This is a genomic window from Leisingera aquaemixtae, assembly GCF_001458395.1.
Classification (GTDB): domain Bacteria; phylum Pseudomonadota; class Alphaproteobacteria; order Rhodobacterales; family Rhodobacteraceae; genus Leisingera; species Leisingera aquaemixtae.
Genome location: NZ_CYSR01000005.1, coordinates 1 through 19,796 on the forward strand (window position 1 = coordinate 1; position 19,796 = coordinate 19,796).

At 63.1% G+C, this 19,796-nt stretch carries 13 protein-coding genes and 2 pseudogenes; 8 read left to right on the forward strand and 7 right to left on the reverse strand.

Features of this window, described 5'->3' with window-relative positions:
- A pseudogene (locus tag PHA8399_RS21795) lies at window positions 1–435 on the reverse strand (transposase); the annotation flags it as partial.
- A 68-nt stretch (window positions 436–503) separates the two neighbouring features.
- Between PHA8399_RS21795 and PHA8399_RS02150 the strand changes: the two are divergent.
- Both PHA8399_RS02150 and PHA8399_RS02155 read left to right on the forward strand, forming a co-directional pair.
- A pseudogene (locus tag PHA8399_RS02150) lies at window positions 504–1,064 on the forward strand (transposase); the annotation flags it as partial.
- Window positions 1,065–1,270: 206 nt separating this feature from the next.
- Window positions 1,271–4,684 carry a chemotaxis protein CheB gene (locus PHA8399_RS02155; protein ID WP_058284574.1) on the forward strand — a complete coding sequence of 1,138 codons (3,414 nt, stop codon included), beginning with the start codon at window positions 1,271–1,273 and terminating at the stop codon, window positions 4,682–4,684.
- Between the two features lie 412 nt (window positions 4,685–5,096).
- Here the strand turns inward: PHA8399_RS02155 and PHA8399_RS02160 are convergent, their stop codons facing one another.
- The 3 genes from PHA8399_RS02160 to PHA8399_RS02170 all read right to left on the reverse strand — a co-directional run bounded on the left by PHA8399_RS02160 (window position 5,097) and on the right by PHA8399_RS02170 (window position 7,643).
- The gene (locus PHA8399_RS02160) at window positions 5,097–5,846 is read right to left on the reverse strand and encodes a COG3904 family protein (protein ID WP_058284575.1); all 750 of its coding nucleotides are present in this window, start codon (window positions 5,844–5,846) and stop codon (window positions 5,097–5,099) included.
- Complete coding sequence (locus PHA8399_RS22740; protein ID WP_058284576.1) at window positions 5,843–7,153, reverse strand: hypothetical protein; 1,311 nt, start codon at window positions 7,151–7,153, stop codon at window positions 5,843–5,845. The genes PHA8399_RS02160 and PHA8399_RS22740 overlap by 4 nt, the downstream gene beginning before the upstream one ends.
- Window positions 7,154–7,241: 88 nt before the next feature.
- Window positions 7,242–7,643, reverse strand: coding sequence for a hypothetical protein (locus PHA8399_RS02170; RefSeq protein WP_058284577.1), 402 nt, complete (start codon window positions 7,641–7,643; stop codon window positions 7,242–7,244).
- 189 nt (window positions 7,644–7,832) lie between these two features.
- Here PHA8399_RS02170 and PHA8399_RS02175 point away from each other — a divergent pair, with 189 nt between their 5' ends.
- The 6 genes from PHA8399_RS02175 to PHA8399_RS02200 all read left to right on the forward strand — a co-directional run bounded on the left by PHA8399_RS02175 (window position 7,833) and on the right by PHA8399_RS02200 (window position 14,827).
- Window positions 7,833–8,141, forward strand: a complete 309-nt coding sequence (locus PHA8399_RS02175) for a hypothetical protein (protein ID WP_058284578.1) — start codon at window positions 7,833–7,835, stop codon at window positions 8,139–8,141.
- Window positions 8,142–8,604: 463 nt separating this feature from the next.
- Complete coding sequence (locus PHA8399_RS02180) at window positions 8,605–9,981, forward strand: NAD-dependent succinate-semialdehyde dehydrogenase (RefSeq protein WP_058284620.1); 1,377 nt, start codon at window positions 8,605–8,607, stop codon at window positions 9,979–9,981.
- Entirely contained in the window at window positions 9,978–10,592 is a 615-nt protein-coding gene (locus PHA8399_RS02185; protein WP_058284579.1) for a glutathione S-transferase family protein, read from the forward strand. The genes PHA8399_RS02180 and PHA8399_RS02185 overlap by 4 nt, the downstream gene beginning before the upstream one ends.
- A 26-nt stretch (window positions 10,593–10,618) precedes the next feature.
- Window positions 10,619–11,215 carry an SDR family oxidoreductase gene (locus PHA8399_RS02190; RefSeq protein ID WP_058284621.1) on the forward strand — a complete coding sequence of 199 codons (597 nt, stop codon included), beginning with the start codon at window positions 10,619–10,621 and terminating at the stop codon, window positions 11,213–11,215.
- Between the two features lie 900 nt (window positions 11,216–12,115).
- Entirely contained in the window at window positions 12,116–12,892 is a 777-nt protein-coding gene (locus PHA8399_RS02195) for a type 2 periplasmic-binding domain-containing protein (protein ID WP_058284580.1), read from the forward strand.
- 204 nt (window positions 12,893–13,096) lie between these two features.
- A complete protein-coding gene (locus tag PHA8399_RS02200) occupies window positions 13,097–14,827 on the forward strand; it encodes a methyl-accepting chemotaxis protein (RefSeq protein WP_158509248.1) in 1,731 nt (576 codons plus the stop codon).
- A 275-nt stretch (window positions 14,828–15,102) separates the two neighbouring features.
- On the opposite strand, the gene PHA8399_RS02205 is transcribed toward PHA8399_RS02200, so the two are convergent.
- From PHA8399_RS02205 to PHA8399_RS02215, 3 genes are all read right to left on the reverse strand, one after another.
- Window positions 15,103–15,876, reverse strand: a complete 774-nt coding sequence (locus PHA8399_RS02205; RefSeq protein ID WP_058284582.1) for a VOC family protein — start codon at window positions 15,874–15,876, stop codon at window positions 15,103–15,105.
- Between the two features lie 4 nt (window positions 15,877–15,880).
- Entirely contained in the window at window positions 15,881–16,960 is a 1,080-nt protein-coding gene (rsgA, locus tag PHA8399_RS02210) for a ribosome small subunit-dependent GTPase A (protein WP_058284583.1), read from the reverse strand.
- A gap of 332 nt (window positions 16,961–17,292) precedes the next feature.
- Entirely contained in the window at window positions 17,293–19,791 is a 2,499-nt protein-coding gene (locus PHA8399_RS02215; protein ID WP_058284584.1) for an ATP-binding protein, read from the reverse strand.
- Window positions 19,792–19,796 lie beyond the last annotated feature (5 nt).

The window sequence follows — 19,796 nt, forward strand, 5'->3', positions numbered from 1 at the left end:
GGCGTTTGCCAGCGATCTCCTTCATCTCCTGGCGGATCTCAGGATGGTCCGGCGGGCGTTCGCGCCGGACCGTCTTGGGGTCGACACCGGCAAGCCGGCAGGCCCTGCGCTGCGAGATGTCATGATCCCGCATTGCATTGAGCGCTGCCTCTCGCCGCTCTTTCGGTGTCGTCAGCTTTTTCCCAGCAGGTCTTTCAAAACCACGTTGTCGAGCATCGTGTCTGCCAGCAGCCGCTTCAGCTTGGCATTCTCATCTTCCAGCGCCTTCAGCCGCGCGGCCTCCGATACCTCCATGCCGCCATACTTGGACTTCAGCTTGTAAAAGGTTGCCGGGCTCAGGCCGTGCCGGCGGCACACCTCCGCCGTCGGCATCCCGGCTTCCTGCTCTTTGATCATCCCGATGATTTGCGCCTCGGTGAAACGGCTCTTACGCATTCGTCTGCTCCTACATAGGTTGGACAGACTCTACTTCATGGTGAGGGATTTTGCGGGGGGCAGGTCAGCAGACCGACTTTACCTACCTGAAGGTCGTCGGCTGGGGCTGGTTCTGCCTGTCCACGATCCTCGACGATTACAGCCGCTACATCATCGCCTGGAAACTTTGCACGACGATGAAGTCAGCCGATGTGACCGGCACGCTCGACCTGGCGCTGCAGGCTTCGGGTTGTGATCAGGCGACGGTTCTGCACAAGCCCCGCCTGCTCAGTGACAACGGGTCAAGTTACATCTCGGGCGAGTTGGCCGGTTGGCTGGAAGACTGGCAGATGGATCATGTCCGCGGTGCCCCATACTACCCGCAAACCCAGGGCAAAATCGAGCGCTGGCACCAGACCCTGAAGAACCGCATCCTGCTGGAAAACTACTTTCTGCCCGGCGATTTCAGGCAGAAGATCGACGCCTTCGTCGAGCATTACAACCACCGGCGATACCACGAGAGCCTGCAGAACCTCACCCCGGCAGATGTCTACCTCGGGCGCGGCCAGACCATCCTGAAACAACGAGAAAGGATCAAAGGAAAGACTATCGAACCCCGGCGCTTGCTTCACCGAAGATCCGCCGCATAATCAACCCAACCAGATGAGCCAGATCCTCTCTTAGCTCAGGCATCCATCTGTCCCAATATCCCTGACGACGGACACGATGGGCGCCGAAGCTGATAAAACGGTGAAAAGCAAAACAAATTATTCGATTGATAACGTAAACGGGAAGCTTTGGCTTGAGCGCCGCCTGAATTCAGTGGCACACTGCCGCCGGAACTTGGGGAAACGCGATGGCAAATGACGAGACTTCAGCGCCGCCGGTGATCGGCGTCGGCGCTTCTGCAGGCGGGCTGGAAGCGATACGGGAAATGCTTTCCGCGGCGGGGCCTGACACGGGGCTCGCCTTCGTCATCGTTCAGCATCTCGATCCGAATCACGAAAGCATGATGGCCGAGCTTTTGGGCCGGCAGACGCCGCTGCCGGTGAAGCAGGTTTCCGGCGGAGAGCGGGTGGATGCCAACCACGTTTACGTGATCCCGCCCGGCCGCGGGCTCGCCATAAAGGATGGCTGCTTGCGCCTGCACGAGTTTAAGGAACCGCGGGGGCTGCGGCGGCCGATCGACGATTTCTTTGCCTCCTTGGCACGCGACCAGGAACACAACGCTGCCTGTGTGATCCTGTCGGGCACCGGGGCCGACGGTACCAGCGGGCTGCGCGCAATCAAGGAACACGGCGGCCTCTGTGTCGCGCAGGAGCCAGATACTGCAGGCTATGACGGCATGCCGGTGTCGGCAATCGGCACCGGGCTGGTGGATTTTGTGCGCGATCCCGGCAGCATCGTCGCCTGCCTGCGCACGTTTTTCGATCGCAGCAGTGCCCGGGAAGAGCGCGAGAAGGCGGCCGAGGTGGTTGCCGATCACGTCGACGAAATGTGCGCGAGTCTGCGAAAGACGGTGGGGCATGATTTCTCGGGCTACAAGAAATCTACGCTTGTACGCCGGATTGAGCGGCGCATGCAGGTGCTTGGGATCACTCAGCCTTCGGCCTATCTGGAGCGCATCGGCGACGACGCCGATGAATGCGAAGCGCTGTTTCGGGACCTGCTGATCAACGTTACCCGGTTTTTCCGGGATCCGGAGATGTTCGAGGAACTGAACCGGCGCGTCATTCTGCCGATGGTGGAGCGGGCCACGGCCGAGGACGAGATCCGTGTCTGGGTGCCGGGCTGTTCCAGCGGCGAAGAAGCCTATTCCATCGCGGTGCTGTTTGCCGATGCGCTGGCCTCGCGGATACCGCGGCCGCTGGTGCAGATCTTTGCCACCGACATCGACGAAAGCATGCTGTCGCTGGCGCGCGAGGGGCGCTACCCGGTCTCAGCACTGGCCGACATCCCCGAACGGCTGCGCGAGCATTTTACCATCGGCAAGGACGGGATCTTTCAGATGGCGCCGAAGGTGCGCGACCTGATCCGGTTTTCCTCGCACAGCTTGGTGAAGGACCCGCCGTTTTCCAAGCTGGATCTGATCTCCTGCCGCAACCTGCTCATCTACATGGGCGACCGGCTGCAGCAGCAGGTGTTTCCGATCTTCCACTATGCGCTGAACCCGGGCGGGCACCTGTTTCTGGGCCCCTCCGAAAGCATCGGCCGCCACGAGGAACTGTTTTCGGTCACAGACCAGAAGTCCCGCATCTATAAGCGGCTGGAAGGGCGGCCGTTCTACCCGTTCAATCTGCCAGCCAGCGTCGCACCTGCAAAAAAGCGCAGCTTCGAGCTTCCTCGCTTTGGCGAATCCTCGCGTCTCAGCTGGGAAGAGAGCGTGTCAGTCCGCCGCTTGGTGGAGCATTACACGCCTGCCTCGATGGTCGTTGATACCGATGGCGGCGTGATCAAAACCTACGGCAGGCTGGCGAAGTATTTCGAGTATCCCAGCCCGGGCCGGGATATCACCTTTGCTGTGTCGCTGGCCCGTCCCGGTCTGCGCGACGTGCTGCCGCAGATGATCCGGCAGGCAGCGACGGGGAAGAAGCGGGTGGTGGCCCGGGATGTGACTGTGCAAGCGGAGTTCGGCCAGCAGGTCGCCGATGTGGTGGCCGATCCGCTGCCGGACGGAAACGTGCTTTTGGTGTTTCGTGATGCTGCCCCGTTCGAGCCAGGCGCTGCAGACGACATGCTAGAGCTGGGACCGGCCGACAGCGAGCTGCAGGTGCTGCAGGACGAGCTGCGCCTGACCCGGCACCGGCTGCGCGGCACGGTCGAGGAGCTGGAGACCGCCAACGAAGAGCTGAAGAGCTCGAATGAAGAAATGATGTCGATGAACGAGGAACTGCAGTCGACAAACGAGGAATTGACCACAGTCAACGATGAGCTGAAGACCAAGGTCGACCAGTTGACGATGGCGAATTCGGATCTGCGCAACTTTTTTGAATCGACCCGCCTGGCGGTGGTGGTGCTGGACCGGAACTTGCAGATCCGCAGCTTTACCGAGGCCGCAAAATCCGTCTTCCCGCTCAAGGACAATGACCGGGGCCGGCCGCTGACCGAGGTGGCGAGCCTGCTGGAAAACGCCCAGCATATCGAGGACGCCCGCACCGTGCTGATGGGCGATACCGTGCCTGCGCGCACGGTTGCCTCTGCCGACGGTGAGCGGCAATGGGCGCTGCGGGTGCTGCCATACCGGCTGCAGGATGGCACCATTGATGGTGCCACCGTCGTATTCAACGACATCACCGAGGCGCTGCGCATGCAGCAGGATCTCGATCTGGAACGTGAGCGTCTGCAGCTGGCGGTAGAGGTCGCCCAGCTTGGCGTCTGGGAATACCACGCAGAGAGCGGGGAAACCTTCCTGGACGAGCGCGAACTGGCGCTGTTCGGTGTCAGTGGGGGAGGGGACACCAGCATTGATACGCTGATGGAGCTCATCCTTGATGAGGACCGACCCGGGGTGGAAGCCTCGCTGCGCCGCGCGATCGCCGGAGACGAGGACTTCTCGGCGGCATTCCGGATCCGCCTGCCGGATGGCAGCGTGAGGCATCTGCGGGGGCTGGGACGTCTCGTCGATGCCGCTAGCCCGGTCCGCATGATCGGCGTGAGCTTTGATGTCAGCCCCGAGGCACGGCTGGCCGAACAGCGGGAGCTGCTGATCCGGGAGATGAACCACCGGGTGAAAAACCTGTTCGCAATAATCGGCGGTTTTGTCAGCGGCGCTGCGCGCACCGCCAATTCGCCGGCGGAGCTGGCCCGTGACGTCCGGGCCCGGATCGAGGCGCTTGGCCGCTCCCACAGCCTGACGCAGAGTCAAAACGGGACCGGCGGTGTGCAGTTGAAAGATCTTATCGAATGCGCGGTCCGGCCGCATGCCGGCAATGCCCGCACCGCACTGTCCGGCCCAGACATTGTGATTGACATCGAACAGCTCACCCCGCTGGCGCTTCTGTTCCACGAATGGACCACGAACAGTGCCAAATACGGTGCCTTCCGTCCCGAGGGCGGCCGGGTCGATGTGACCTGGGAGAAAGTGCCGGGCAATGCGCTGGAAATCGCCTGGAAGGAAGAACCGGAAGCGCAGCGAAAGGACAACCCGTCAAACGGCACCGGCTTCGGCAGTCTGTTGGTGAAACATTCTGTCCGGCAGTTAGAGGGCAGGATTTCTGAGGCGCATACTCAGTCGAGCTGGCACAGCACTCTGACCATACCTCTCCCTTAGCCGACTGGGCCGGCACCGGGGTTCCGCGGTGCCGAGGCGGCGTTTGCGGTTCGAGGCTGTGGTGCGGCTGTAGGGTGCCAAGGCGCCTGCTAGAACCGTCAGCGCTGGGCTGGCCCGCCGCCGCAAGCTGCGCGGCCTGACGCGCACTGGCCTGAAATGCCTCTGCCTTTTCCGCGGGCATCCGCGAGGTTAGGCTTTGCTGCGCGCCTCTCGATACTGGCGCAAAATCCACAAGGAACCAGGCAGGCGGTTAGAGGCTGCCATACGCGAGCTTCGCGGCGTTTCAACATCGCCGGGTCTTGCCTCCGCACACGGCATACCCGGCAATGAGGCTGCCGAATGACTAGAGCTGCCCTCCATTGCGGACAGCTCGGCCCTGCCGCGCTGGCTCACCTGTGCGCCGCGGCTGCGGTCAGTCCGTTACCACGTTCCACTCCGCCAGCTCTTCGGCGGTCAGGATATATATCTCGTCGGCGGGCGTGGCCATCGCCGGGCCCATAATCCGCAGGTCGATGCCCATGGTGTCCAGGTGCTCCAGCACACGGGCCTGGCCGCGCTGGATATCCTCGACCGCCAGGAAGGCGGGCAGGATGTCGGATTCCCCGAACCGGTGCTGATGAACGCCGAGACGCGCAGTCTCCGCAACCCGCCGCCCGGTTCCGCCGGCAAAGATGTAAGGGCAGGCCGACAGGCAGACCGCCGCCTCCGCCAGGCGCGTCTCCGCGCCGGCCTCGCGGACCGCCCGGCCAATCTCCAGCGCGTCGGCGACACTGCCGCCGGAGCTATCGAGAAGGACAGTTACAGGCTTTAGCCGCCGCAGGTCCGCAACGATCCGCTCGCCGTCACCGGGCGAAATTGCGCCCCTCAGCAGCAGTGCCTGCCTGCCGTCCAGCGTGGTTTCTTCAGCCACCAGACGGCGCGGCATGTCGCGGTCGATACCGGGGCCAGGATTGGCGGGCCGGTCCGGCCGGTAATGCCGGGTCTGATCACCGGGCCGGGTGGGCTGGTCCAGCTCCGGCACCGATACCGGCGACAGCATCCGCGGCAGTGCCGGCCTGAGGTCAATCGCCACAAGCATGACCGCCAGACCGATCTGGCAGCCCAGCAGCCAGCGGAAGGGCGCCCCCGGACTGCGCCCGATAATCCTGCCGCCCCAGGTCATTCAACCGCTCTGGGTCCGGGGCGCGGCCCGGCAGCGCCGGGAGAACCGCTGCCGTCCTCCGCTTCGCTGGCGGTCTCCTCATCTTCCGGATCCCAAGCCGCGCCGGGAGCTGCGGCCTCAACCTCGCGCAGCGCCAGCACAGCGGCGCGCAGTTCGGCCACGGTCATCGAATCCTCGGGTTCCGCCGGGTCACGCCCGGCACGGACGGCGCCCTGCGCCACCGCAACAATCAGAACCAGGACCGCCGGCAGCAGGTCGATGGCAATGGCACCGGCCCAGGAAGGGGCGAAATTCCCCGCGTAGCGGATCACCGCATCGGCCTTGGAGATCGGCGTGTAGACAACTTCGGCAGCGGGTTCCAGCGCCAGAACCTCCGCCGCCGCGGCCTGCAAGGTCTCGGCCCGTTGCGCCAGGAGTTGGAGCAGCGAGGTGATGGTTGCCTGCTGAGCGGCCTGGCCGCCCGCATCCCCCGCGTCCAGACGCGGCAGGACGACGGATTCCGCCAGATCCCGCGCCGCACGGTCCACCATCGGCGCAACCGACAGCTGCCGCAGCTCTGCGATGATGCCTGCCAGACGCACGGATTCTTCGGAAAACTCGACGCCGCGGGCGGTAACAGGCCCCGGTGCGACTGTCAGCGCGCGCATCCGGCTGAGGATCGCGTTGCCTTCGGCAAAGGCCGCGGCGACCGGCGCCTCCTGTTCTGCGATCAGCCCCTCTAGGGCCGCCAGCTCATCGGATTTCTGCATCAGAACCCGGAACACGGCGCCGCGCCCAGCCAGGCCGGACAGGCCGCCGCCTGCTTCCTGCTGCGACAGGTCCTCGAACCCTTGCCGCGCCCTGCCGACGTCCAGGCGCAGGGCCTGGCCCTGCAGCGCAAACGCATTCGCGCGCTCCAGCGAGGTTTGGTATTCCTGGACCGTGCGCGCCAGATGCTGCTCCACAGCCGCCGACCCGGCCAAGGCGGCAGCGTTCAGCCAAGACGACATCGCAACGATCGCAGCCGACCCCAGCGCCATTGACAGAAACAGCCACATCCGCGCCGCCGCTGTCCGCATTGCCGGCAGCAGCCGCAACAGGTACGACCAGAATACATAGATCCCGGTCGACACCGCGGCGCTGTAGGATACGGCCGCAAACAGCGACAGAGCGCCATCGTCATCCAGCAGCCCGCGCACGCCGAGATAAGTGTAGATGCCAGAGGCCACCGCAAGCACACCCAGCGCTGCCGAGGTGAAGCTGTCCAGCCACTGCAAATGCCCTTCGACTTCGCGCGCGTGGCGAAGGCCCTTGATATCACGTTTCATATTGGCACCTCCCCTCAGAACATGTTCCCTGCGGCGGGGAAAACAAGGCGGCGGCTGCCAAGTCTCCTCCAGCGGCTGCCGCAGCTGCCTATGGCACTGCCGCCAGCCCGGCCGGATTGCTGGCGGGGACAGCCGGCTGCCGGGCTGGTTCTTCCAGCTTGACCGCGGCCACCGGGGTGAAACCCGCCCGGAAGACTTCCACCCAGACCTGCGAAGGCCTCAGCCCGATTGGGCCAAGGGCCAAGCTGTCCTCAATGGCATAGATCTCTATCAGGCCTCCAAGGCCGTTTTCATCCGGGTCTGCGGTTTCCCACGGGGTCACCGGGCCAAAGCCATGCGTCCGCAGCATCCAATGGCGCTGGATCGCCTCGGAGCCGCGGATTTCTTCAACCGCCTCCGGCAGGCTGCTGCCGCAAAAACCGAAAAGGGAAGTGTCTAAAACGCGCCATTCGTGAAGCTCACGAAGGTAGTGAAAAAGGAGATGCCGCACGTGTGCCCCGGAAATGTTTGATGTTTCTGGTTTTTCAGGGAGAACGCGGAACCTGCGGGTTCGTTCCCGCCCGCGCAGGATAATTCGGAAATACTTCGCACAGCGTCGGCGGGGGCGGGAACGGATGCGCCTTCGCCGGCGTTGTTCCTGTAAGGCCGGTGCCGCCGGCCATGGCTGAGGAGCCCGCTCATGTTCTTGCATCTTCCCGCACAGATCCGGTTTGCCGCCAGCGTTGCGCGCATGGCGTTCGAAGCGCAAATCATCATTTCCATCCGCACCCTGGGCATGATGGGCGTTGTCCCCGCAGCGCCGGCTGAAAACAGGCGGATGGTCCTGGAAAAAGTGAAAGCGTTTCAATCCAGCACCCAGGCGGCCGCGCAACTGGCGGCGGCTGGCAAGCCGATGGAGGCTGTCATGACCGGGGCGATGGCCCCTTACCGCCGTGCCACCGCTTCCAACTACAAGCGCCTGACCCGGCCGCCCAAAAGCAGCCGCTGACTTTAAGGCGGCAGCACTCGACGTAAACGCGGCCTGCCCGAAGTGGGCGGCCGGAAGCTCCCTGTTCACTGCTTGGGTACGCCATGCTAAGGGGATTTCGACGCTACCGGCGCATAACTCCTTCACGGTTATCTCCAGTTTCGGCTTTGCCGCCCGGTTTGCCGCTGTTACCCTGAGGAGAGGCTGTAAGCCGCTCCTTCACCGCGGTCCGCCAAGCGGAAGGGGGTGTCCGGCCATTGGGACCTCAATTCCAGAGCTAATTTCTGAAACGGAAGCGCAGACAAGGCCTGGCGGAACAAGGAGAGGTCCGAACCTGGCTTACGGAGTGGCGGCGATGCGGTGTTCATCGTGCCGGGGGTGAATTGGGTGCCTGTTGGGGGCTGCGAGCCTCAACTGACGTGGCGGAAGACGGAACCCCTCTCGAAGCCCGCGGGTTGTTTTAGTGACCACCGAAGGAGCCATCATGCCGACGATCACCACGAGGAATCCCGCAACTGGCGAAACGCTGAAAACCTATCCGTTCATGACAGATCAAGAGGCCATCCGGAAGCTGGAGGCCGCGCAGGAAGCGTTTCTTGAGTGGAGAAAGCTGTCCCATGCCGAGCGGGCGCCTTATTTAACCAAGATCGCGGAAAAGCTTCGCGCCAGCGCTGATGAGCTGTCGGCGCTGATGACGCGCGAGACCGGCAAATTGTTGAAAGACGGCAAGCGTGAGGTTGAGATCTGCGCGGCAATCTTGGACTACACTGCCAAACACGGTCCCGATGTCCTGGCCGACGAAGAGCGGACCCACGGAACCGGCGGCGCGCGGGGCATCGTCAGTTACCAGCCGATTGGCGTGATCTACTCTATCCAGCCGTGGAACTTTCCGCTGTATCAGCCGGTTCGCGTGCTCGCTGCAAACCTGATGGCGGGCAATGCTTGCGTGCTGAAACATGCCAGCATTTGCACCGGCTCGGGCTTGCGGCTGGGTGAGCTGTGCATCGAAGCAGGCCTGCCAAAGGACCTGTTTCAGGTCGTCCTGATCGATCACGGCACCAGCGACAAGCTCATCGCGCACCCTCTTGTGCGCGGTGTGACGTTGACCGGCAGTGACGGCGCCGGCCGCCATGTCGGCAGTGTGGCCTCGAAGGCGCTGAAGAAAACGGTACTGGAGCTGGGCTCGAATGACGCTTACCTCGTGCTGGAGGACGCCGAGATCGAAACAGCGGTCAAATACTCGGTCATCGGGCGGCTCTACAACAACGGTGAAACCTGTGTGTCAGCCAAACGGTTCATCGTTGCGGACAAGGTCTATGACGCCTTTGTGTCGGCCTTTGTCGATCAGATGAAAGCCGTCAAGATGGGCGATCCGGCGGACGAGGACACCCAGCTTGGCCCGCTGTCAAGCGACGCCCAGTTCGAAACCGTGAAAGAACAGGTGGACGAAAGCGTGGCTAAGGGTGCGAAGGCACTGTGCGGCGGTAAAGCGCCCGACCGTGCCGGCGCGTTCTATCCTGCAACGGTGCTGGCGGACGTGGCCCCTGGCATGCCCGCCTATGATGACGAGATATTCGGCCCAGTGGCCGCCGTGATCCGGGCAAAGGATGACGAAGACGCGATGCGCATTGCCAATGACAGCCGGTACGGCCTCGGCGGCGGGATCTTCTCTCAAAACGAAGAGCGCGCGCTGCAGTTGGCCCGCGACCATTTCGACACCGGGATGATCCGCATCAACTCTTTCGGAGCAGCCGATCCAAACATGCCCTTCGGCGGGGTTAAAGATTCAGGCTATGGGCGCGAACACGGCGGCTTTGGCATGAAGGAATTTGTCAACGTGAAAGCGATCTACCTGCCATGATTACACTCCATGCACTGCAATACTCTCGCGCCACCCGCGTCCTCTGGCTGCTGGCAGACTTGGGACAGCCCTGTAACCGGATCGACTATGACCGAACCGAGGCCTTCCGCGCCCCCGAAACGCTGTCCAAGGTTCACCCTCTGGGAAAATCTCCGGTGATTGAGGACAACGGCGAGATGATCGCTGAATCATCCACGATCCTGCGATACCTCGCAGCCAAGTATGACGATGACACCCACACACCGCCGCGCGGCACGCCGGACTTCTGGCGGCACGAGGCGCTCTTCGACTACGTCGAAGCTTCGCTGGCCGAGGTAGCCTTGCAGGCGATCCTGCCCGCGTTTCGCGGCCAACCGGTGCCGGACGATGCGAAAGCCGCACTCGGCACCCACCTCGACTATGTCGCGAAGGCCATCGGCGACGGGCCTCTGCTGTTCGGCGGCAAGGCGATGCTCGCGGACATTCAGCTTTCCTACATCGTCGCGCTTTTGGCGCGGTTCGGCCTGCTGGCTGACCATCCGAAAGTCGCCGCCTATTGGGACGCCCTGCAAGAGCAGCCGGGCTATATCGCCGCGACGCGATCTGCGGGACCGATGGCACCGCCCGCTTAACCGAACAGAAAGGACTTCTCATGCCGATGAACATCCTTATCGCCGGTGCAACCGGAAAAACCGGCCGGATTTTGACCCAAGACCTGCTGGATCAAGGCCATAGCCTGACCGCCCTTGTACGGGAGAGTTCGGACACCAGCAGCCTGCCAGAAGGCACCAAGCTGCGGCATGGCGATTTGACCGACCTGCAACCGGGGGTGTGCGACGGTGCGGATGTGGTGATATTTGCCGCAGGCTCCGGAGGCGCGACCGGGCCGGAAATGACCGAGAAGGTGGATCGCGACGGCGCGATGCGGCTGATCGATCTCGCAAAGGACGCCGGTGCCGGCCGCTTCGTCATGCTCAGTTCCATCGGCGCGGACCAGTCCGACCCGTCGGGTGATCTGGCGCATTACCTGAAAGCCAAGCACGCCGCCGATGAGCACCTCAAGAACTCCGGCCTGACCTACGCGATCTTGCGGCCCGTATCGTTGACAGACAGCGGTCGCAGCGCCGATGTCGTCCTTGGCGGCCAGGTCGACAAGTCTGCAAAGGCAAGCCGCGCCGATGTGGCAGCAGTGCTGGCAGAGGCCGCCACAACCGGCGGGTTGGACGGTCAGGCGCTAGACATGCAATCGGCCTGAGCGACAGATTGCCCCGGCGATGCTGTCGCCGGGGGCACCGTGCTTTCATTTGCAGAAAGTTCTTACACCGCCTAAACGAAACCACTTGCCGAGCATTCACTTTGGAAGGTTACCTTCATTTGCAAGGCGACCGGTGGAGCAGCCTGGATGATCTCGTCTTAGCTCTAACGTGAGGGCGGTTGCATTGGCGCCGCGCGCCAAACTCGGGACCTGAGCTTGCTTTCGGTCCGCTCGCAGAGAAGGCGCGCTTTCCGCTTTGACTGCAGCTGAAGGCCTGCCTGACCGGTGGCCAGGCATGGGGCTGTGCCGGGTTGCCTGCCGACTTCCTGGACACTCCCGATAGCCGCTCAGATCCTCCGCGACGTGCCTCGCAGGGTTGTGCCGCAGGGCAGCTCCGAGCCTGGCTGTCGCCCCGGGGTGGCGGGTTTGGCGTGAGAGATCACCACGGGGCCTGCGTGCTGCTAGGCGGAAAAGCTGCAGCCTGCGGCACCGAATAATGCGTCCAGGCGCAGGCTCCCGAGTTAATTCCCCGGGATTTTTCCCGGCGCGCGATGGATTCCTGATTAAAACGCGCATTCAGGCCAATTTGCCGGCCGGACAAGTAGGCCAGCCCCTTTACGCCCTCTGACCGGGCACCTTTTGCCAAGTGACGTCCGTACGCCAGCTGACCGCAGCCTTGCAAGAATTCTAAGAAAACACTTTTCCCGGAGATCGGCCCCGGAAACATCAAGCCTCTGTAAAGTCATAGAAGCATTGGATAATCCAGGCCTGGTGGAAGCGCTCCCAATGCTTCCCCGCCCGGCAGCGGGACGCAAAAACTCCGTCAAGCTCCGCAATAAGCAACAATTAAGATTCGCCATCTAGCGTGCATGGATCACCACTTGCAGGAGCAGACAATAAATGAAGACCCGTATAGCAGCGCTTCTCTGCGCAGCTGCAGCCCTCATGTCAGAACACGCCAGCGCCGCCGAGGTTGAAGTCCTCGTTGGCGATCTGCCGCCAATGGTCAACAAGGATGGCTCTGGCCGGGAGGCGGAGATCATCGCAACCACTCTGGAGCGTTGCGGCCACACTGCCAAGTTCACCATACAGCCATTCACGCGCCACTGGCAGTCGTTCGAGTCCGGAAAAGGGGACGCGGTCGCCACCGTGCCGGTCGGCATGCCGACCGCAGGCACGCAGACTGAACCCTACGTCTCCTATCAGAACGGGATTTCGTTCCTCAAGTCCTCGGGCGCGCAGGTGAGCACGCTTGGAGACCTGAACGGCATGAAGATTGTCGCTTTTGAAGGCGCTGCCAGCATTATTCCCGGGCTTTCCGACGCGACTGGCGGCTTCAAATCCTACCGCGAGATGGCCGATCAGGAAACACAGAGCAAGCTGCTGTACGGCAAGCGCGTGGATGGCATTGTCGGCGATGGCATGCTGTTTGCCGAATTCGCCCGGCACTTGCAGGAAGCCGGTGCCGCGTCGGGGGTGGATGCCAGCCAGCCGATCGAATTCCGTGCAATCTTTGAACCGACCCCCTACGGCATGAGTTTCCGCGACCCCGCCATGGCCGAAGGATTCAGCCGCTGCTTTGCCGAGCTCGAAGAAGAAGGCAAAATCGCTGAGATCAATACCCGTTGGACCGACAAATACCGCAGCGCGCTGTCGGACAACTACATGTCCTACTGACCCCGGTTTGAACACACAGCGCCAGAGGGCCGTGGCGATGCCGGCAGCGGGCAGCCTGCAAAAGCAGGCTGCACCAAGCCAGCCCGCCACTGCCTGATACCGCCTTTGGCACCGGGCCAGGACCGGTGCCAAAGACAGCACAGGATTGTGCTTATTCACTAAGCGGAGTGTCAAATGAGACGCTTGAAGAAACAGATTTTTGCGATGTCCATCAAAAAGCGGCTGCTGCTGCCGATCATCGCATGCATCTTCCTTTCGAATGCAGCTTACACAGTGTTCTGGGCGTCGAAACACTCCAGTGCGCTCCTTGAAGCTTTTGAGAGTGAAGTAAACTTGGCGCAGACTTTCATGGCGCCGCCGGTGGCGGCTGCGGTTTGGGATTTCAACAGCGACGCAGCGCTTGGAGCGGTTCAAGGGGTGACAGAGATGCAGGATGCGCTGTTTGCCCAGGTTCTGGTGGACGGCGAAGCATTCGCCGAGATTTTTGTGGATGAAAGCCAGCGCGAAAACTGGACTGCCGCGGTCCCCGAACTGCTGGCAGCGGCCGATGGCACAACGAGCCTGCAGGCGGGCGCGCTTGCCTACGTCACCTTTCCGGTACTGCATCCCGAAGGAGGGCAGGTCGCGCAAATGGTGCTGGGGTTCAATAATGGCCGCGTGCAGGCGACGATCCAGCAGCTTTACCTGCAGTCGGCTGTCATCAGCCTTGCGGTCTGCCTGATCGTCGGCCTTATCGTGTTCTTCTCGGCGGCCTCGGTCACCAAACCGCTGCACCGGATCATCAATAGAATTACAGCGCTGCGGGAGGGCGATACCGTCAGCCCGGTGCCAGAGGAAGGCCGCAGCGACGAACTGGGGCACCTGGCCGGCGCTGTCGGCCAGTTCATCGAAGCGATGCGGGCCAATGCAGAGCTTGAAGAGCGGTCGCGCCGCGCTGCGGAGGAGCAGGCGGGTGTGGTGCAGGAACTGGCTGCCGGTTTGAACAATCTGGCCAAGGGATTGCTCTCGCACCGCATCACCCGGGAGATGAGCGGCGAATACACAACCCTTCGCGCGGACTTCAACCAGACGGCTGAATCGCTGGACGGGCTGATCGGGCGGGTGCTGCACACCATCTCCGAGATCGAAGAGCAAACCAATCGCATGGCCCAAGGGTCCGACGACCTGTCGCGCCGCACGGAAACGCAGGCGGCGACCCTGGAACAGACAGCCGCGGCGCTGGACCAGATCACCACCAACGTGCGCGACGCCACAGAGCAGACAGGCTCGGTCGAGCACACGGTATCGGACACCCGCGCGGAAGCCTTGCGCTGCGGTGAGATTGTCCAGCGGGCAGTCGAGGCAATGCGCGAAATTGACGCCTCAGCGGCCAAGATATCCGAAATCAACGGCGTGATCGAAGGCATCTCTTTCCAGACGAACCTGCTGGCGCTGAATGCCGGTGTCGAGGCGGCAAGAGCCGGTGAAGCGGGCCGCGGCTTTGCGGTCGTCGCCTCGGAAGTCCGTGCCCTCGCTCAGGCTTCTTCCAATTCCGCTAGCGAAATCAAAGGCCTGATCGACGCCAGTTCGGAGAAAGTGAAGGTGGGCGTGGGACTGGTCGACGAAGCGGGTCAAGCAATTACCCTGATCATCGACAAAATCCAGAGAGTGTCAGAATTGGCGGTTCAAATCGCGGTGTCCTCCCGTGACCAGGCTGCAACCATCAGCGAAATCAATTCGGGTGTGACTGAGCTCGATCGCGTCACCCAGGAAAATGCCAGCATGGTTGAGAGATCCAGCGAGCAAGGGCAGATGCTGAAGCAGGCTGCAGCCGAACTTGCGGAACTCGTGGCAAGTTTCAAGCCGTCGCAGGAAACTTCTGCCGTCTCGCTGCAGAGCGCGGCAACGGGGGCATGGGAGCCTCAGGCGTTAAGTGAAAGGCGCCTGGCAGGTTAAACCCGGCAGCCGAGCGGGGCCGTTGTGCCCCGCTTGGCTGCCTGCGGTACCGTCACATCCGGACAGTGACGTGAGCCACGATGTGCACGCGGCCCCGCAAAGGCGCGTTATCTGGCTGATATGATGGGGGCAGGCCAAGCGCGGCCGCAGGCGCCCTGATGCCTGCTAACCGGCCCGGCGTTCTCTTCTGAGGGAGCGCCTCATCCGCCCCGGCTGTGTAACCGCGGATGACCGCAGTGCAGTTCATCCGCCAATACGTTTCCTCCTGACAGCCCTTAGGGGGAACCAGTGCCGGTACGGCTGAGCGCGGCTGGTGCCCCATCAGGTGCTATAAGAAAGTATTCGCATGCTTCTGCGTACGGCACGGCAAAGCCCTCCGTCCAGGCTGCGCCAAGCGCCTCAGCGGCGTCCCGGGCGCTGCGGGGTGACGTGACCCGGATATTCGGCACCCAGCCCGGCCGGGACCCGGCAAGCGGTTCTGCTGTATAGTGAAGCGCGACCAAATCGCCGCTAGGCCCGAAGATGGGGAGAGCAGTCTGCTCCGGCGGCTGGACCGCCGGGAGCTGCCATCCGCAAACCCCGGCATAAAAGGCCGCGGGGAATTCCGCGCCGTGTGAAAGGTAGACCTCCGGGCCAAACTGCCGGCGCGGCGCGGGAAATCCGTGCCGCGACAGCGAGATGCCGAACAAAGCGCCCAGCGGATCGCGCAAAAGCGCATTGCGGCCGACGCCGGGAACCTCGAACGGAGGGCGGACGGTTTCCCCGCCAAGACGTTTGGCTAGCGCGGCAGCAGCATCTACATCGCTGACTTCGGCATAAGGTATCCAGCCGCCCGGCAGGCCCGCCGGTGTTTCGGCAAGACCTGCCCCCGCTTCGCCGTCCGACAGGGCAAGGACAAAATCCCTTGCCCCGCCGCCCCAGGCAAAATCTGCGGCCCGCTCAACCTGGTAGCTCCAGCCTGCGACCTTCTGATAGAACGCCATTGAACCGTCCCGGTCCCCGGTGAACAGGTCATGCCATACGATCTGGCCGGTTTTCGCTGTCTGCATCGGCTCACCTCCTGTTATCTTTGATTTTCTTGACTTCGCGGACCATCTTGCCAAAGGCCTTGTCCCGCGACCTGCGTTCGGCAAGGCTGGCGGAGTTGAAGGCATCTTCGGCCATCAGCTTGCGCCAACGCTCCAGCTGAGCCCTGTCAATCACCTCCTGTTCGACAGCCTGCAACACGGCGCAGCCCGGTTCGGTTTCGTGCCGGCAGTCGTTGAAACGGCATCTAGCTGCCAATTCGCTGATCCCGGCAAACAGGCTGTTGATCCCGTCCGCAGCATCGGTCAGCTGCAATTCCCGCATCCCGGGCGTGTCGAGGATCAGGCAGCCATCCGGTGCTGAGTGGAGTTCGCGCCGCGTGGTCGTGTGCCGGCCTTTGTCGTCATCTTCGCGGATCGATTGCGTCTCGATCGACTGGCTGCCGAGCAGGGCATTCGTCAGCGTGGACTTTCCGACACCGGAAGAGCCCAGAAACGCAACCGTCCTGCCGGGTTTGCACCAGGGCGCGAGCGCGGTTTTCGGCGCCGGGCCGCGCGCATCCAGCGCGACCACTTCGGCCGCATCGGAAATGGCCCGGGCCGCATCGGCATAGCCGTGCGGGTCTTCTGCCAAATCCGTCTTGGTCAGCACGATGACCGGTGTGATCCGCGCTTCGAGTGCCAGTGCAAGGTAACGCTCCAGCCGGGCGATGTTGAAATCCTGATTGCAGGAAGTGACGATAAAGGCGGTGTCGATATTCGCCGCGATCAGCTGTTCCTGCCGGCCGGTGCCCGCCGCCCGCCGCCGGATAAGGCTGGAGCGCGCGAGGATCCTGCTGGATTGCGGCCGTGCGCTGTTCAGCATCAGCCAGTCGCCGACAGTCACGTCCTGCCGCGGCGGAAGTGCCGTGGCGAAATTGTCGCCAACTGCGTGCAACGCATTGCGATGCACGGCCACGATGCGGACGGGCGGTGCCGCTGCCATCTCATCAGCGCTGATTTGCTGCGAAAAAAACGGCTGCCAGCCCAACGCTTGCAGCGCCGTGAGGCGCTTGGCCTGGCCGTCCAACGGGGTGGATGAAAAAAACTGGGAATAGTCCCGTGTCATTGGAGAAACTCTCATGTCTCGGCCACGAGCATCGCCCGGGCTTGTCAGGTGTGGGAAAAAGATGTGCAAAACAACAGGCCCGCTACTTCGTCAGAAGCGCAGCCATTTAATTGTCTGTATTGCACCGGGAGGCTTATTGCCTCCCTTCCTCACCGGGACATAAAATCTCCAATTTGTCTGACGCCAACATAGGACGAAGGCCCGCGCAGCACAACCTCCTGCGGCGAAGGGCGCCCGGGCGGGTTCACTTCCGCCAGCGGCACCGGGTCCGCTTGATCACGCGAACCCGCGCGGGCGCGCCAGATTGCATTCTCCCTAGCCCGGCAAGTGCATCAGCCCGGCGCAAGCAGATCGCGCAGCATCCGTTCGGATACCGGCTTTGTCAGAGTTGCCAGCCGGGACACCCTCCTCAATGCGCTGGGGGTCCGGGTTGCCTCCCGCGTTGACATAAGAACGAGGCGGCATCCGGGGTGCAGGCTGTGCGCCATCTGCAACAGATCCCACCCGGACGCGCCGTCGTCGAGGTTGAGGTCGCTCAATACCAGATCCAGTTTGCGCTGTTGCTGGACCTGCGCGGCGGCTTCGCTGAAGTTTGCGGCCCGAACCGGGACATAGCCAAGCCGCTCCAGCGTGCTGGCTGCAGCGGCAAGGCTGGCCGGATCATCATCAACCACAAGCGCTGTTCCCGGGGGCAGCGTGCGCGCGCAAGGCCTTTCCTCCTCCGCCAGAGGAGGAAAGGCCATAGTCACGGTTGTGCCCCGATGCGGCTGCTCTGTCCGCGAAGCGATGGTAAGGTGTCCGCCGGACTGGTGAGCAAAGCCATCGACCATGGACAGCCCAAGCCCGGTCCCGTTGCCGTCATTGCGGTTGGTGAAAAAGGGCTCGGTTGCGCGCCGCAGCACGTCGGGCGGCATACCGCAGCCAGTGTCCTGGATGGACACTTGCGCAGCTCCGTCTTCTCCGGTGGCAACGGAAATGCGGATGGTGCCAGGTCCGCTGATTGCCTGACCGGCATTGACGCAAAGGTTTAAAACAGCGCTTTCGAGCTGTCCCGGATCGACGCGTGCAAAGACAGCAGCGGCTGGCCGTTCGAATTCCAGGGAGACAGTATCGGGCAGGGCGATTTCCAGAAGGTCAGCCATACCGTCAATCAGCATCCCGATGTCGGTCGCCTGCGGTTCCAGATGCTGTTTTCGTGCAAAGGCCAGCAGCCGTTCTGTCAGCGATACACCCAGATCCACGGCAGACCTGATGCGGGCGCGGAAGTGCCGCGACTGGTCCGTGTCCGCGCCTTCCAGAAGGTGCAAGTTGCCGGAGATGCTCGACAGGATATTGCCGAAGTCATGTGCGACCTCGCCGGTGACTTTGCCCAGTGTCTCGACCCGGCGGATCTCCTCCAGCCGTTCTTCGATGCGCTTGCGTTCGGTGGTTTCCGACAGGAGCCAGACTGCGCCGCCGTCTGGCAGCGGCGAGTGGCGCAGTTCCAGCACGTGGCCGGCGGCATCGGCGTATTCCTCGAACCCGCCGCGTTCGCCGGCGCTGGCCTGCCGGATAAAAGGGGAGCGGGCGATCAGGGCCTGCATTCCCTCTGCGAGGCTGCTGTCCTCCCGCGGCAGGCGCAGGAGGGTGCGCAGGTTGTCGTTCTCCGCTTCGATCCGCCCGCTGGCGGACGTGATGGCGACGCCATCCTTGATGTTTCGGAAAACGCGGGAAAACAGGGCGTTCTGACGGCGGATTTCTCCGGTGCGGCGGTCGAGTTTGCGGGCATTGTCGCGAAAAACCTGAAAGGCCGCGAACAGCTGGCCGATCTCATCCTCGCCGGCGCGTGCGCGGGGCAGATCGCTGCGGTGGTCGCCGGCGGCAAGCCTGCGCATGGCGTCGGCAACCCGGCGCAGGTTCCGGGCGACATAGCGCGAGACGTAAAGCGCAGAAGTCACCGCGACCAGAAGGCTGATCAGCGTCAGCGCAAAGAAGGAATTCTTGGCAATCCCGAGATTGTTTGAGGTTTCGGCGCGCGCCTGGCTGAGCCGGGCTTCTGCCTGTGCGACCTTTTCCTCGGCATAGGCGGTGATCCGGCCGGTCTCTTGCCGGATGCGGAAGAGGGCGTTTTCGGCGTCAAGCTGTGCTGCGATTTCGCGGTGTTTGAGCACAAACAGGCTGCCGCTGCGGATCAGGGCCTGTTGAATTTCATCAAAGGTGGCGCGGTGTACGGGCAGCAGGCGAGGCTCGATCTGGTCGCGGGCGGCGGCGTAGAGGCGGGTGTGCTCGCCAAGCTCGATCAGAGCAGTGGCCCGCGCGGCGCCGATGGCGCTGGCCGTCAGCTGCTGCAGCCCGGCCCAGATCTCGCGCTCGGCCAGCGGCAGCGATGTGTCGCCCGCCAGCCGCCGGACCCGCTGATTAAGCCGCAGCATGTCGCGGCCGGTAGCGGTCAATACGGCCTTGCGCGCGGTTTGCGGTCCCAGTGCGGCGGTCAGATCGTCAATTGCCAGCCGCAACCGCGCAAGCGGCAGGTCAAGGGCCTGATCGCTTGCGGCGTGCGCTTCGAGGCGGCGCAGGTTTTCGCGGACGTTTTGCGCTTCCTGCTCCAGCTGAAAGGGCGGAAAGAGCGCGTAGAGAAAGGGGGCCGAAGTCGCCAGGCCGGCCGCGCGGCGGGACAGGTCGAGCGCGTCGGAGACCTCCGTCAGCGTGTCCTGGTGCAGAACGTTCATCCACAGCTCAGTCCGGTTCAGCACCCGCATGCCGATGAGGCTGACCAGCAGGATCAGCCCGAACAGCACCGCAATGGCGGCGGACAGGCGGAAGCGGACGCTGAGTCGGGAGAGCGCAGGCATCCGGG